The 16,303-nt window shown below is 40.6% G+C and carries 9 protein-coding genes and 2 pseudogenes; 9 read left to right on the top strand and 2 right to left on the bottom strand.

Going from position 1 to position 16,303, the window contains the following annotated elements:
• The first annotated feature begins 98 nt into the window (after positions 1 to 98).
• From O3599_RS05330 to O3599_RS05295, 8 genes are all read left to right on the top strand, one after another.
• Positions 99 to 1,886, top strand: coding sequence for a beta-galactosidase family protein (locus O3599_RS05330; protein WP_371512212.1), 1,788 nt, complete (start codon positions 99 to 101; stop codon positions 1,884 to 1,886).
• On the top strand, positions 1,883 to 2,359 hold the full coding sequence (locus O3599_RS05325; RefSeq protein WP_020903315.1) for a PTS system mannose/fructose/N-acetylgalactosamine-transporter subunit IIB: 477 nt from the start codon (positions 1,883 to 1,885) through the stop codon (positions 2,357 to 2,359). Before O3599_RS05330 ends, O3599_RS05325 begins: the two co-directional genes overlap by 4 nt.
• A 26-nt stretch (positions 2,360 to 2,385) precedes the next feature.
• Positions 2,386 to 3,291 carry a PTS mannose/fructose/sorbose/N-acetylgalactosamine transporter subunit IIC gene (locus O3599_RS05320; RefSeq protein ID WP_033685253.1) on the top strand — a complete coding sequence of 302 codons (906 nt, stop codon included), beginning with the start codon at positions 2,386 to 2,388 and terminating at the stop codon, positions 3,289 to 3,291.
• Positions 3,278 to 4,099: a PTS system mannose/fructose/sorbose family transporter subunit IID gene (locus O3599_RS05315; RefSeq protein WP_020903317.1), complete on the top strand. Its 822-nt coding sequence runs from the start codon at positions 3,278 to 3,280 to the stop codon at positions 4,097 to 4,099. Before O3599_RS05320 ends, O3599_RS05315 begins: the two co-directional genes overlap by 14 nt.
• A gap of 3 nt (positions 4,100 to 4,102) precedes the next feature.
• On the top strand, positions 4,103 to 4,507 hold the full coding sequence (locus O3599_RS05310; protein ID WP_020903318.1) for a PTS sugar transporter subunit IIA: 405 nt from the start codon (positions 4,103 to 4,105) through the stop codon (positions 4,505 to 4,507).
• A gap of 250 nt (positions 4,508 to 4,757) precedes the next feature.
• On the top strand, positions 4,758 to 5,924 hold the full coding sequence (locus O3599_RS05305) for an SIS domain-containing protein (protein WP_033686122.1): 1,167 nt from the start codon (positions 4,758 to 4,760) through the stop codon (positions 5,922 to 5,924).
• A gap of 116 nt (positions 5,925 to 6,040) precedes the next feature.
• Positions 6,041 to 7,078: an aldose epimerase family protein gene (locus O3599_RS05300; protein ID WP_045606548.1), complete on the top strand. Its 1,038-nt coding sequence runs from the start codon at positions 6,041 to 6,043 to the stop codon at positions 7,076 to 7,078.
• Between the two features lie 136 nt (positions 7,079 to 7,214).
• On the top strand, positions 7,215 to 8,411 hold the full coding sequence (locus tag O3599_RS05295) for a CAP domain-containing protein (protein WP_045597438.1): 1,197 nt from the start codon (positions 7,215 to 7,217) through the stop codon (positions 8,409 to 8,411).
• 206 nt (positions 8,412 to 8,617) lie between these two features.
• Here the strand turns inward: O3599_RS05295 and O3599_RS05290 are convergent.
• Positions 8,618 to 10,144 (bottom strand): annotated as a pseudogene (locus tag O3599_RS05290) (IS1182 family transposase).
• A 48-nt stretch (positions 10,145 to 10,192) separates the two neighbouring features.
• Positions 10,193 to 10,792, bottom strand: a pseudogene (locus O3599_RS05285) (transposase); the annotation flags it as partial.
• A 215-nt stretch (positions 10,793 to 11,007) separates the two neighbouring features.
• On the opposite strand from O3599_RS05285, the gene O3599_RS05280 reads away from it, so the two are divergent.
• The coding region (locus O3599_RS05280) for a G5 domain-containing protein (protein WP_371512210.1) at positions 11,008 to 16,303 on the top strand (5,296 nt) is incomplete at its 3' end.

Genomic DNA, 16,303 nt, shown 5'->3' with positions numbered 1-16,303 from the left:
AAAAAATTGTGAAAACCTATTGACAAATGTAAGATATTGAGATATATTTACTATATCAACAAATGAAAGCGTAAACTTTATTGTCAGAAGGTAAGAATATGACACGATTTGAGATACGGGATGATTTTTATCTCGATGGAAAATCATTTAAGATTTTATCTGGCGCCATTCATTATTTTAGGGTTCCTCCAGAAGATTGGTATCATTCGCTCTATAACTTGAAGGCTCTTGGTTTTAATACAGTAGAGACTTATGTGGCCTGGAATTTACACGAGCCTCGTGAGGGTGAGTTTCACTTTGAAGGAGCTCTGGATTTGGAGCGATTTCTTCAGACAGCACAAGATTTGGGTCTCTACGCTATCGTTCGTCCGTCACCCTTCATCTGTGCGGAGTGGGAATTCGGTGGCTTACCAGCTTGGCTTTTAACCAAAGATATGAGGCTTCGTTCCTCAGATCCTGCTTATATTGAAGCTGTCGGTCGCTACTATGACCAGCTCTTGTCACGGTTGGTGCCACATTTGTTGGACAATGATGGCAATATCCTTATGATGCAGGTTGAAAATGAGTATGGTTCTTATGGCGAAGATAAGGCTTACCTAAGAGCAATTCGACAGTTGATGGAAGAGCGTGGCGTAACCTGTCCACTCTTTACATCAGATGGTCCATGGAGAGCTACTCTGAAAGCTGGAACCTTAATCGAAGATGACCTCTTTGTGACAGGGAACTTTGGTTCTAAGGCACCTTATAACTTTTCACAGATGCAGGAATTCTTTGATGAGCATGGCAAGAAATGGCCGCTCATGTGTATGGAGTTCTGGGACGGCTGGTTCAATCGTTGGAAAGAACCGATTATCACACGGGATCCAAAAGAGTTGGCAGATGCAGTTCGAGAAGTTTTGGAACAAGGCTCTATCAATCTTTACATGTTCCACGGTGGTACAAACTTTGGCTTCATGAATGGTTGCTCAGCTCGAGGGACTTTGGACCTGCCACAAGTTACATCTTATGATTACGATGCCCTTCTAGATGAGGAAGGAAATCCAACTGCCAAATATCTGGCAGTCAAGAAGATGATGGCAACACATTTTCCAGAGTATCCGCAGTTGGAGCCACTCTACAAAGAGAGTATGGAGTTGGATGCTATTCCACTAGTTGAAAAAGTTTCCTTGTTTGAAACCTTGGATAGCTTGTCAAGTCCAGTAGAAAGCCTCTATCCTAAAAAGATGGAGGAGTTGGGACAAAGCTATGGCTATCTACTTTATCGAACAGAAACAAACTGGGATGCAGAAGAAGAAAGACTTCGTATCATTGACGGTCGAGATAGGGCTCAGCTTTATGTCGATGGTCAGTGGGTTGAAACCCAATATCAGACAGAGATTGGGGAAGATATTTTTTATCAAGGTGAAAAGAAAGCGCTATCTAGGCTAGATATCTTGGTAGAAAATATGGGGCGTGTCAACTATGGACATAAGTTCTTAGCGGATACGCAACGTAAGGGAATTCGGACAGGGGTTTGTAAGGATTTGCACTTCTTACTAAACTGGAAACACTATCCACTCCCACTAGACAATCCTGAGAAAATTGATTTTTCAAAAGGATGGACAGAAGGACAACCAGCCTTTTACGCTTATGACTTTACAGTCGAAGAGCCAAAAGATACTTACCTAGACTTGTCTGAGTTTGGTAAGGGAGTTGCCTTTGTAAACGGGCAGAATCTAGGACGTTTTTGGAACGTCGGCCCAACCCTCTCGCTTTATATCCCTCATAGCTATCTCAAGGAAGGTGCCAATCGTATCATCATCTTTGAAACAGAGGGCCAATATAAAGAAGAGATTCATTTAACTCGTAAACCTACACTAAAACACATAAAGGGGGAAAACTTATGACAATTGTAGGATGCCGTATCGATGGACGTTTGATCCACGGACAAGTAGCCAATCTATGGGCTGGAAAACTAAATGTTTCACGTATCATGGTTGTAGATGACGAAGTTGTCAACAACGACGTTGAAAAGAGTGGTTTGAAACTTGCAACACCACCAGGTGTGAAGTTGAGTATTTTGCCAATTGAGAAAGCGGCAGCCAATATTCTTGCTGGAAAATACGATAGCCAACGTCTCTTTATCGTGGCTCGTAAACCAGACCGCTTCCTTGGTTTGGTAGAAGCAGGTGTACCAATTGAAACCCTTAATGTTGGGAATATGTCTCAAACACCAGAAACTCGCGCCATCACACGTTCTATCAACGTAGTGGACAAGGATGTGGAAGACTTCCACAAATTGGCAGAAAAAGGTGTTAAACTTACTGCTCAAATGGTTCCAAATGATCCAATTTCAGACTTTTTGAGCTTATTAAAATAGGAAAAAATTTTTAGGAGGTCATTGTTATGATACAATGGTGGCAAATTTTACTTCTCACTTTGTACTCAGCTTATCAAATCTGTGATGAGTTGACGATCGTTTCATCTGCAGGTTCCCCTGTATTTGCTGGTTTCATTACTGGTTTGATTATGGGAGATGTGACTACTGGTCTGCTTATCGGTGGTAACTTGCAACTGTTCGTTCTTGGGGTTGGTACCTTCGGTGGTGCTTCTCGTATCGACGCAACTTCTGGTGCGGTTCTTGCGACAGCCTTCTCTGTTTCACAAGGAATTGATACAGCACTTGCGATCACAACAATCGCTGTACCAGTAGCAGCTCTCTTGACATACTTCGACGTTCTTGGACGTATGACAACTACTTTCTTCGCACACCGTATTGATGCTGCAATCGAACGCTTTGACTATAAAGGTATTGAACGTAACTACTTGCTTGGTGCGATTCCTTGGGCTTTATCTCGTGCCCTTCCAGTCTTCTTCGCGCTTGCATTTGGTGGTGAATTTGTACAACACGTAGTAGACTTCGTTACAAAATACCAGTGGGTTGCAGATGGTTTGACACTTGCAGGACGTATGCTTCCAGGTCTTGGATTTGCAATCTTGCTTCGTTACCTTCCAGTTAAACGTAACCTTCACTACCTTGCAATGGGATTTGGTTTGACAGCTATGTTGACTGTTCTTTACTCATATGTAACAGGTCTTGGTGGCGCTGTTGCTGGTATCGTAGGTACTCTACCGAAAGATGTTGCTGAAAAAATTGGTTTCGTGAACAACTTCAAAGGTTTGTCTATGATTGGTATCTCTATCGTAGGTATCTTCCTTGCAGTGCTTCACTTCAAAAATAGCCAAAAAGTAGCTGTAGCAGAACCTTCTACACCATCAGAAAGTGGGGAAATCGAAGATGACGAATTCTAATTACAAACTTACAAAAGAAGATTTTAATCAAATCAACAAACGTAGCTTGTTTACTTTCCAATTGGGTTGGAACTACGAACGTATGCAAGCTTCTGGTTACCTTTACATGATCTTGCCTCAATTGCGTAAAATGTATGGGGATGGAACTCCTGAATTGAAAGAAATGATGAAAGTTCATACTCAATTCTTCAATACTTCACCATTCTTCCACACCATTATCGCTGGTTTTGACCTTGCCATGGAAGAAAAAGATGGTGTGGGTTCAAAAGACGCCGTTAATGGTATCAAGACAGGTTTGATGGGACCATTCGCTCCTCTTGGAGATACAATCTTTGGTTCACTTGTACCTGCGATCATGGGATCTATCGCAGCAACTATGGCTATCGGTGGTCAACCTTGGGGTATCTTCCTTTGGATTGCAGTTGCAGTAGCGTATGATATCTTCCGTTGGAAACAGTTGGAATTTGCCTACAAAGAAGGGGTTAACCTTATCAACAATATGCAAAGTACCTTGACAGCTTTGATTGACGCTGCATCTGTACTTGGTGTCTTCATGATGGGTGCTCTTGTAGCAACAATGATCAACTTTGAAATTTCTTACAAGTTGCCAATCGGTGAAAAGATGATTGATTTCCAAGACATCTTGAACCAAATCTTCCCACGTTTGCTTCCAGCAATCTTTACTGCCTTTATCTTCTGGTTGCTTGGTAAGAAAGGTATGACCTCTACTAAAGCTATCGGTATCATTATCGCTCTTGCAGTAGGTCTTTCTGCCTTTGGTAAATTTGTACTTGGAATGGGCGCATAATTTATGGCTAAATCATTAATTTTGGTGAGTCATGGTCGCTTCTGTGAAGAACTTAAAGGTAGCACTGAAATGATCATGGGTCCACAAGACAATATTCATGCAGTGGCTCTTCTTCCAGAAGATGGCCCAGAAGAATTTACTGCAAAATTTGAAGCAGCTATTGAAGGTTTGGATGATTTCCTAGTCTTTGCGGATCTTCTCGGTGGAACACCATGTAACGTGGTAAGCCGTTTGATTATGGAAGGTCGTGACATCGAACTTTACGCAGGGATGAATCTTCCAATGGTGATTGAATTTATCAATGCGAGCCTTACAGGTGCAGATGCGGACTATAAGAACCGTGCTGCAGAAAGCATTGTGAAAGTTAATGACCTGTTAGCTGGCTTCGATGATGACGAAGATGAATAATACTCTTCGAAAATCTCTTTAAACCATACTAGGGTCGCCTTGCCGTATAGATGTTACTGACTTCGTCAGTTCTATCTGCAACCTCAAAACAGTGTTTTGAGCAGCTTGCGGCTAGTTTCCTAGTTTGCTCTTTGATTTTCATTGAGTATACGATGTGACAACGTGAAAATCGTTAGAGCATTTTATATAGAATATACATGGGAATGGGGCTTACTCCCATTCCCATATTTAATAGAAAAAGAGGAACTCAATGCTACATTATACAAAAGAAGATTTGCTCGAATTGGGTGCAGAAATCACTACACGTGAAATCTACCAACAACCAGATGTATGGAGAGAAGCTTTTGAATCTTATCAAGCAAAACGTGAAGAAATTGCAGCCTTCCTGCAAGAGATTGCGGATAAACATGACTATATCAAGGTTATTTTGACAGGTGCTGGGACTTCTGCTTATGTGGGAGATACCTTGGTGCCTTACTTTAAGGAAGTCTATGACGAACGCAAATGGAATTTCAATGCTATTGCGACAACAGATATCGTTGCCAATCCAGAAACTTATTTGAAAAAAGATGTGGCAACTGTCCTTGTATCTTTTGCTCGTAGTGGGAACTCTCCCGAAAGTGTGGCGACTGTTGATTTGGCAAAAGCCTTGGTGGATGAGCTTTATCAAGTGACTATTACTTGTGCAGCAGATGGTAAATTGGCTCTTCAAGCTCATGGAGATGACCGCAATCTCTTGCTTTTGCAACCAGCTGCTTCTAATGATGCTGGCTTTGCCATGACCTCTAGCTTTACGTCTATGATGTTGACAGCTCTCTTAGTCTTTGATCCTACAGAATTTGCTGTTAAGTCTGAACGTTTTGAAGTTGTATCTAGTCTTGCCCGTAAAATTCTAGACAATGCAGAAGATGTCAAAGAACTTGTTGACCTAGACTTTAACCGTGTCATCTATCTAGGCGCTGGTCCTTTCTTTGGACTTGCTCATGAAGCTCAGCTCAAGATTTTGGAACTGACTGCTGGTCAAGTTGCGACTATGTATGAAAGCCCAGTCGGCTTCCGTCACGGTCCAAAATCACTGATCAACGAAGATACAGTTGTCTTGGTCTTTGGTACAACAACAGACTACACTCGCAAGTACGACTTGGATTTGGTTCGTGAAGTTGCTGGTGACCAGATTGCTCGCCGTGTTGTGCTTTTGAGTGATCAAGCCTTTGGTCTTGCAAATGTCAAAGAAGTGGCCCTTGGTTGTGGCGGTGTCTTGAATGATATTTACCGTGTCTTCCCTTACATCGTTTATGCCCAACTCTTTGCCCTATTGACTTCACTCAAGGTAGAAAATAAACCAGATACACCGTCTCCTACAGGTACAGTAAACCGTGTGGTACAAGGTGTTATCATCCACGAATATCAAAAGTAATACTGCGTTTATAGATTCTTGATAAAGGAGTTTGTAAATCATACAAGTAAACCATAGATTGTCAGTAGGCTTTCTATGGTTTGTTTGCTTGAGAGAAATAGTAAAAGGAGAACAGAATGAAAGCATACACAGAGCGTGTATTTGGAAATGTTGAGGGCAAGGATGTCTTGGCCTATCGTTTTGAGACAGACGGTGGCTACCAGCTTGAGGTTATGACTTATGGTGCGACCATCTTGCGCTATGTCACGCCTGACAAGGCTGGAAATTTTGCCAATGTAATCTTGGGATTTGATGACTTTGATAGCTATGTAGGCAATAGTCCCAAGCATGGAGCTAGTGTAGGTCCTGTGGCAGGTCGTATTGCTGGCGCGACCTTTGAGCTTAATGGCAAGACCTATGACCTTGAAGTCAACAATGCTAGCAACTGCAACCACAGTGGTTCAACTGGTTGGGATTCCAGCTTGTTTGAACTAGTTGAAGTGAGCGACCATGGCTTGACCCTCTACACAGAGCGTACAGATGGGATAGGAGGATTTCCAGGAAATCTCAAGATCTGGATTAGTTACCACTTGGAAGAAACTGGTGCCTATGAAATCAGCTACAAGGTAACAACAGATCAGGATACGCTGGTCAATCCAACCAACCACAGCTATTTCAACTTGTCTGGTGATTTCACGCAGACCATTGACCGTCATGTCTTCCAACTAAACACAGAGGGCATTTACCCAATCGCTCCTGACGGTGTTCCGGCCAAAACTCCAGATGCTACTCGTGATGTGGTTAAACACCTCTACAATGGTGCTTTGTTGAAAGATATCTTTGCAGAAGAAGATGAGCAAATCCAGCTGGTATCTGGTTTGGATCACCCATTTGCCCTTCCTGCAGGCCATGACAATGCTGGTTTCCTTTATGACCAAAATTCGGGTCGCTTCCTGCTTTTCAAGACAGAGGCTCCTTGTTTTGTGGTCTACACAGCAAACTTTGTGGATGAGAGTGTACTTGTGGCTGGCAAACCAATGGTACAGCACAATGGGATTGCCCTTGAAGCGCAAGTTTTACCAGATGCCATTCACAGTGACCTTAAAGACCAAGTCATTCTCAAAGCTGGTCAAACCTTCACTAGTAAGACACGTTATGAGCTTGTTGTGAAATAAAAGGATAGGAATTTCTACTTTTTGGGGAATAGTATTTACCTTATAACATTAGTAGAAATGGGCAAAGAATAGGAAAATATGATATAATTTAATATTGAAAATACCTGTCCTATCCAAAGGATAAAAGGAGAAAAAAATGAAGAAAATTGTATTTGCTAGCGCCTTGGCTTTGACTTTAGCTGGAGCAGTTTTGACAAATGATGTTTTTGCCAATGACAGACTAGTAGCAACACAATCTGCAGATGGTAGAAATGAAAATGTCTTGAGTTCAGAAGTGCTTAACCCTGCTAGTGGCAATGTTTTGGTTGGATTAAAGGGAGAATTTTTGACTCCAGACCAACAAGCTATCTTAGATGCCATCAATGCTATCCGTAAAGAGGCAGCTGACGAAGGTTTGGTAGATAAGTATGTCCCTATCAAATGGTCGACTGACCTAGAAAAGGCAGCTTTTGCCAGAGCTGCAGAAGCTTCTGTAACCATGGACCATACTCGTCTTTCTGGTAAAGAAATCTGGAGCGCCTTCCCATCAGGAAACAGTGTACTAGGAGAAAACTTGGGTTGGAACCATGATGGTTTCCTAAAAGCTCTTGAACAATGGCGTGCTGAAAAAGCAGACTACGTGAAGAAAAAATCAGGTGGTTCAACAAATGGTGGATCTGGTCATTATCAGACTTTGATTAGTCCTAAATTTACACACATGGGGATTGCTGCCTTTAAGAACCCAAATAACCCATATAATGCCGTAACGATTGCTCAGGCTTTTGGTGATGCTGCTACTTCAGAAGAGTTGGTAGGCAGTTACGGTCCGGCTATCCAGTATGCAGAAGTGACTTCATCTAACTTGTCAACAGTTAAAAATAAAGCAGTCGTAGTTGAAAAAGCGCTGAAAGAATTTAGAACTTCTAGTTCAGACCAATCTGGTTGGGTGAAAACAGATGGGAAATGGTATTTCTATGAGTCTGGTGATCTGAAGACAGGCTGGGTGAAAACGGGTGGTAAATGGTACTACTTGGATGACCTAGGTGTCATGCAGACAGGATTTGTAAAAGTAGATGGTAGCTGGTATTACTTGAGTAGCTCAGGTGCTATGTTTACAGGCTGGGGTACAGACGGAAATAGATGGTTCTACTTTGATGGCTCAGGAGCTATGAAGACAGGCTGGCTCAAAGAAAATGGAGTTTGGTACTACCTTGATGCGTCTGGTATCATGAAGACAGGTTGGTTTAAAGTTGGCCAATACTGGTACTATGCATATGGCTCTGGAGCTTTGGCAGTCAGCACAACAACACCAGACGGTTATAAAGTAAATGGCAACGGTGAATGGGTAAACTAGAAACTAAAGGAGTTGCTTTAACAACTTTAGATAACCTATATTTGTTAATATAATTTTAAAGATGGAGAGAAGAAATAGTACTTCTCTTCATTTTTATGGCTCTTTTCAACTGTAGTGGGTTGAGAAAAGCTAAGATCTGAGTCTGAGACAAAATAGTTCTCAGCCACAAAAAAGCTAGAGATTTCCAATTGCGGAACTCTAGCTTTTTAATTTTGAGTCGTTCTCTTATTGTATTTTAGGAGGTTATCGGTCATAAGTACCAATCCCATGTCAATTCTCATTTGACGCTTCCCTCTCAGATTACATCTCTTGTAACCCAAACAAGCCTTTATCTGCCCAAAGACAGGTTCCACATCAATCTTGCGTTGAGCGAAAATCTGTCTACCTTTGGGAGATAAAAGCGCCTGGCATTCTTTCGTTTTTAAGTGCTGATAGCGTTCGTTCATATACAGTCCCTTTTGAGGGGCTGATTCAGGTTCATCAGCGTAGTAAACCTCGATTTCCTGTTGAAAGTCCGTCTGTGTTTTCTGATGTTTGATATGGTGAAAACGATAGTACCACTCTTCAGGATGTGTATAGCTATCCTCCTTGTCATTATAATGCCAATTCGCTAAGTTTCTAGCTGACTGTTTATACCCTCTCTTCTGTTCCTTATCAAACATGGCATATTTAATCAGATGGTTTACCTGCTTTTCATCTAAACGAAGGAGGTTCTCTTCACTTCCATATCCAGCATCTGCGACAACTGTCTGTACGTCATGTGGATAGGTTTCAAGGAATGGCAGAAGAGTCTTGGTGTCTGTCGGATTTGAGAAGACATCATAGTGAAGAACAAATTGGTTTTCAGTAGCGATTTGAAGATTATAAGCAGCCTTGAGTTAACCATTTTTCATATGATCTTCCTTCATCCGCATAAAAGTGGCATCTGGATCGGTTTTGGAAAAACTGTTATGCCCTTCAAATGTCTCCTGATAGTTCTCATATTTTTCAGCACGTACTGAAAAATCCTCCTTGACTTGACGCAAGACTTTCTTGAGTTTACGACGTTGGGTTTTACGTTCATCCTTTCCTGTAACGGGTGTCTCCTCAATGTCCTAGTTCAATTTTTTCAATTCTTCTTCAAGGACTTGAGCGAATTCAAGCAACTACTCTGAGGAGATAGGCTCTTGTGTATCCAGTTCGATAGCTTGATGGATAAGAGGAGTGATTTCTTCTTGAAAATAGATCTGTAGCTGTTCTTGAAGTTTGACGGAAAACTTGTCCGTTGCTTTTTTCCACACGAAACTATACTTGTTGGCATTGGCTTCAATCTTAGTCCCGTCAATAAACAGACAATCTAAAGTCACTAACTCTTCCATTTTTAAACGAAGATTGATGTCAATGAAAAGATTACGAATGAGTTCTTCCATCCCTTCAGCGACACGAAACCGATTGATGGTGCCGTAGCTGACAACCAACTGTCCTGTTAGGTACTGCATAGCCAGATTTTCAACCAGCATTTTTTAAATTTTTCGTCCAGAGAAAATCCCTTGTGAATAGGCAAATAGCAGAGTAGCTAAAAGCATCTTAGGATGATAAGATGGGCGACCAAATTCATGATAGAAGTCATGAAAGTGATGATCCTCCAAGCTATTCACCACCTTTTCAATAGTAAAAACGAGATGGTCTTGTGGCAAGAAGGAACTAATTTCTAGTGGTAAAGTTGTTTGATTTGTGTTATAGTGAATATGCATGGGATAGCCTTTCTAAATGGTTTATTGGGCAATTTTATTTTACCAAGACTATCGCAGCCATGCAAAAAAAGCAACGGATTTGCCGTTGCTTTTTTTGCAAGCTAAGGGATTTTTGTCCCAGACTCTTTCTTTTTTGATGTTCAACGCGATAAAAATCCTTTTTTTGAAGTTTTCAAAGTTTCGAAAACCAAAGGCATTGCGCTTGATGAGTTTGATGAGATTATTAGTGGCTTCCAATTTGGCGTTGGAATAGGGTAACTGAAGGGCATTGACGATTTTCTCTTTGTCCTTTAGAAAGGTTTTAAAGACAGTCTGAAAAAGAGGATGAATCTGCTTTAGATTGTCCTCAATGAGTCTGAAAAATTTTTCTGGTTCCTTATTCTGAAAGTGAAAAAGCAAGAGCTGATAGAGATTATAGTGGTCTTTCAAGTCTTCTGAATAGCTCAAAAGCTTGTCTAGGATTTCTTTATTGGTTAAGTGCATACGAAAAGTAGGGCGATAAAATCTCTTATCACTGAGTTTACGGCTATCCTGTTGGATAAGTTTCCAGTAACGCTTGATAGCCTTGTATTCATGGGATTTTCGATGAAACTGATTCATGATTTGGACACGAACGCGACTCATAGCATGGCTAAGATGTTGGAGTAAAACAGTCCAGTGAACTGTTTTAGCCTGAGCCTAGAAATTAGAAAGCGAAGCTGTTTAGCCAAGTCAAATAGATTGCAAGATGTTCACTTAATCAGAAGAACAACTTTCTTGCACTTGACTTGATAATTGGGGTATAATTAAATTTATAGGATTTTGATAGACAAAATTTCAGTCTTCAAAAATAGTATCCTTTGATTGTTAGAAATTGGTTTAATATGAAAGAAAAAATAATAAAATCATCAAATCAGCGACAACTATTCTCTTTTCGTAAGTATAAAGTTGGACTTTGTTCTGTTTTATTAGGTACAGCGTTGGTTTTTGGAGCTTCAGTGTCTAGCCCTGTTAGTGCAGCTGAACTTGAGAAAAAACCTTCTGTTACAGAAGGAACTGATGTTACAGGAAGCAGTACGGTGTCTAGTCCTAATGATGCTTCCAACAAAATATCTAATCATACAAATACAGTAGAAGATGCTCCAGTAGTCAATGTAACAGCTAGTGCTGATGAGATGAAAAAAGAAGACGATTACTACGCTCGTGAGATATTCAAGGGTTCAGAAGTGGTATCGGTAGATGACGTGGAGACAAATAATAAGGTAGATAAGAGTATTGATCTTAGTTCAGATCTACCAAAAGTCAAGAATTTAACCAATGCTACAGTTCATGTTGAGTTTAAAGCAACAGAAACGGTACCGAATTTATATAGTGTATTTTCTACCTCTAGTACTTCCAGTCGAAATGAGTATTTCCTTTTAGGAGTAAGTGGAAACAAGCCTGTTGTAGAGGCTAGAACAGGAAAAGAGGGGAGCTATCAGTACGATCGTTTTGAAGATGGAAAGGAAAGTATTCGTCCTAATGAGTGGAATTCGTTGACCTTTACTATTTCTCGACCTAATGTTAATGTAGATGCTGGTGAGGCGAAACTTTATGTTAATGGTAGGTTATCAAAATCTTCTGCTAAATCTGGTCTTTTTTTGACAGCTATGCAAAATTTGACCAATATGCAGTTAGGAGCTATGCAACGTGGAAATGGTAAAGTATGGGGGACTAATCTAGATATCCGTAATCTAACGATTTATGATTATGCCTTTAGTGACACAGAGGTAGGACAACGAAGTACTATTTTTCTTCGAGATCCTGAGGGAAACAAGGCTCTTGGTCCAGCTGAATTAACAGATAATAAGGCTGTTTTTCAGTCTGGATTGAATGGTCAGAAAAATAGTGATGGGATTTATTCTTATCGCATACCATCTTTGCTGAAAACGAATGATGGTACAATAATTGCAGGGGCAGATGAACGTCGTTTGCATTATTCTGACTGGGGTGATATTGGAATGGTTGTTCGTCGAAGTGAGGATGGAGGCAAAACTTGGGGTGAACGAATTAATATTTTAAATATTCGTGATAATCCAAGAGCTAGAAATGCTAATATTGGTTCTCCTACTTCTATTGATATGGTTTTAGTACAAGATTCCAAGACAAAGAAAATTTATTCTATCTACGATGTCTTTCCAGAAGGACAAGGAATTTTGGGTATGAGTGTTACTCGTGAAGAGTCTTATACAGTTGTCAATGGTCGAACATATCAGATAGTATATAAGGGTAGTGAGAAATATACTATTCGGGAAGATGATTATATTTATGATAGTAATAATCAAAAGACATCTTATCATGTAATCACTAAATCGACTCAGTCTGAAAATAAGTACAGTGATACAGGTGATTTGTATAATGGTAGTAAGTTAGTGGGAAATATATATTTTACCCCAACAACTGACTCGCCTTTTCGTGTAGCCAAGGATAATTTTATATGGATTTCAGAGAGCAATGATGACGGAAAAACTTGGTCAGCACCAAGGGACATTACACCCCAGATAAAGAAAGATTGGATGAAATTTTTGGGTACGGGTCCAGGTTCAGGTGTTGCATTGAAGCATGGTCAATATGCAGGGCGTTTAGTAGTACCTATGTATTCAACTAATTATGTATCTCATCTCAATGGTTCTCAGTCTTCTCGTGTAATTTATTCTGATGATCATGGTTTGACTTGGCATATGGGAGCTTCTCCTAATGATGGTCGTATCTTCAGAGGGGAAGCTTTGAATTCTAATACTATGAGAAACACAGCAGCAGAATTGACTGAGGCTACTGTTGTCGAGTTAAACGATGGAACACTCAAGATGTTTATGCGTAATCGAAGTGGTCATGTTCAATTTTCTACTAGTAAAGATGGTGGTGCTACTTGGGGTGCTGTTGAAACAATTAGTGATATTCCAGATGTTTATGTACAACTTTCAGCAGTTCACACTGTGCAAAATGGTCGGGAGTACATTGTATTAGTAAATGCTAATGGACGTGGTCGTGAAAATGGTTATGCTCGACTTGCAGAAGTTCAATCAGATGGTAGTTTGAAATGGATCAGACATAATTTGGTCCAAGCTGGTAAGTTTGCTTATAATTCTGTTCAAAATCTAGGTAATGGTGAGTTTGGTCTTCTCTATGAGCACAGTGAAGATGGTGAAAATGACTATACTCTTTCCTTTAGAAAGTTTAACTGGGATTTCTTAAATCCAACGGTTCGGGCAGTTTCTGCTCAAGTGACGACAGATGATAAATTAGTTTCTATACGTTATGATGGTGAGGTACTTGCTCGAAAAGGCCTGGTTTTAACATTATCTAATGGTAGAAAACTGCCTTTTGTTACTCAGTATGATAATCGTACCCTTCTTTTCCAATGGCAACCAGAGGATGAGGGGGCGACTGTAACAGGTATTCAAACAGGGACTTTGGATAGCGTGACAGATATTCCACTGGATACTACCAATGTTCGTCTGCCAATCCGTACTCGCACTGTTGAACCAACGGATCCAAAAGTGGCAGATTCTCTCCTTTATCCTGATATCAACAATGACTTAAGGTGGCCAGCTGGTTTGAGCTACGATGATTTGAATAGAACTGTAACCCGAACTATACATTATGTTGCTGATGACGGAAAAGTTTTCCCAGATACAGTACAGACAGTCGCTTATAGTCGTAATGCTATTGTTGATCTGGTTAAAGGCACGGTTACTTATGGTTCTTGGGTCTTGGCTAAGTCAGAGTTTGACAGTCTTGTTGTTCCTATACAGGCTGGATATTTGGCTGATAGATCTTTGATTACTAACCAAAATATCGAAAAAGATGTTCATACTTTGGTACCAATTTCGGTGACAACTAGTGTCCGTTATAAGAAATTAGGTTCTTGGATTGTTCAAACTCCAAATTCTGAAATGAATAGGATATCTTATCCCAATAGCTATTTAGATGCGAGTGTTATCGGCAATCATAGCACGGTTACCATTCCTTATATAGCGGGTTACCGTGCGATTGGGAAAGATGGGAATTATTTGACCTTGAAAAATACGGATCGTCCAGCAGAAGGATATCTAGCACCACGTCCTGATGATGCCACCCAAGATAGCATCATTCGTTATGATAAAGATAATCAAAGTGCTCAGATTCGTTTTGTGAATCAATCTAATAAAGCGGTCTTATCAACTGTTTCTTTAACTGGAAAAACAGGTGAAGTGATTGATAGTAAGTCTGTAGACAGGGAAATTTTATCTTTCTTGAACAAAGGTTATCGGATTGTTACAGATGAATTTCATCAGATACTAACTCCTGTTTATGGTGACAACAGTCGTGTGGTTACTCAATTTACTATTGTGCTTACACCAAGGGTGGAGAAGATTGATGCTAGTCAGTATAAAGAAAAAGATTCATTGGTAGATAGCCAGTTGAAGCTTACTTGGCCAGCTGGTTTGACAGAAAAAGACTTACAGAAGTCGGTTAGTCGTACGACTCGTTTCTTGAATACACAAGGTGAGGAAATTGCGCCTGCTCACGAAGCTGTTCTTAATTATAGAAGAACAGCAACTGTTAATCTTGTAACCAAAGCTGTTCTTTATACGGGTTGGATTGCTGAACAAAATAAATTTCCAGCAGTTTCAGCTCCAGTTGTGAGTGGTTATCTAGCAAATGAATTGGAGAAACCAGAATTATCAAGTACTCCAAATATCCCAGCAAGAGTGGATGCTATTCATTATCGCAAACTTGGACAATGGGTACTAAAATTACCGTCAGAGACAATAAAAATAACTTATCCTAACGACCGTAGTAATGCAGGACGTGTTGGAACAGATCAGTCAACGGCTCCAGTTGTGACAGGTTATCAAGCTAAATATCAAGATAAAAACCTAGTTTTAGCACAGGATGGAAGAAGTTATATTCTTTCCCTTCCAGAAGATGTTACACGTGATATGATAATTGACTACACTCGTATTCCAGCTGTAGAAGGGAAAGAAGAAGTTCGTGAAACGGTATCAATTCCGTACGAACGCTTGACTGAGGTTAGCTCTGATCTCTATACAGATCAAACTCAGCTGAAACATTCAGGTCGTGCAGGTTCTAAGACTGTTGTGAAGCTATACCAAACACTGGATGGCGTGAAAACAGACAAGGTTCTCTCTGTCCGTGAGGAAAATATAGTTGCCTCTCAACCCGAGATTATCCTAGTTGGTACTAAGCCTATTAAGAGTCGAGAAAGCGTTGTTAGCATAGAAGAAATCGCACCAGTACTTGTGTACCGTGAGGACACTTCGCTTCTGAAAGGTCAAAGTCAGACTGTTCAAGGTCGTGCAGGTCAGCGTAAGATTATCACTATCTATGAAACAGACCACGGTATACGTACTGGAATTATCCTTTCTCAAACCAGTGAAATTGTGCAAGAAGCAACCCCAACAATCATCTATCAGGGTGTGAAGGTTATCGGTCGTACTACTCCAGAAGATGGTCCTCTATCGCCAATGGTTGAAAAACCAAGTGTAGAAACCCGTATAGAGGAGACTGACTTTACTACTGAATATAGGGATAGTGCTAGCTTACCAAAAGGTCAAACCAAGGTCTTGGTTGCAGGAGAGAAAGGTCAGCGTACCATCATTACAGAAATTAGTAGTGACAATGGTGTAGAAACACGTCGTGAGTTATCTAATACTATTACCAAGGAACCGATCCATCAAGTTGTCTTAATAGGGACCAAAGCTGTAGAAGGGGAAGAAGAAGTTCGTGAAACGGTATTAATTCCTTACGAACGCTTGACTGAGGTTAGCTCTGATCTCTATACAGATCAAACTCAGCTGAAACAGTCAGGTCGTGCAGGCTCTAAGAGTGTTGTGAAGATATACCAAACACTGGATGGAGTAAAAACAGAAAAGGTTCTCTCCGTCCGTGAGGAAAATATAGTTGCCTCTCAACCCGAGATTATCCTAGTTGGTACTAAGCCTATTAAGAGTCGAGAAAGCGTTGTTAGCATAGAAGAAATCGCACCAGTGCTTGTGTACCGTGAGGACACTTCGCTTCTGAAAGGTCAAAGTCAGACCGTTCAAGGTCGTGCAGGTCAGCGTAAGATTGTAACGATCTATGAAACAGACCATGGAATACGTACTGGAATGATCCTCTCTCAAACAAGTGAGATTG

The sequence above is a fragment of the Streptococcus sp. 27098_8_103 genome, assembly GCF_041432345.1.
Lineage (GTDB): Bacteria > Bacillota > Bacilli > Lactobacillales > Streptococcaceae > Streptococcus > Streptococcus mitis_BV.
Note: the sequence above shows the minus strand (reverse complement) of the source record. Positions and strands in the feature narration are given on the sequence as shown.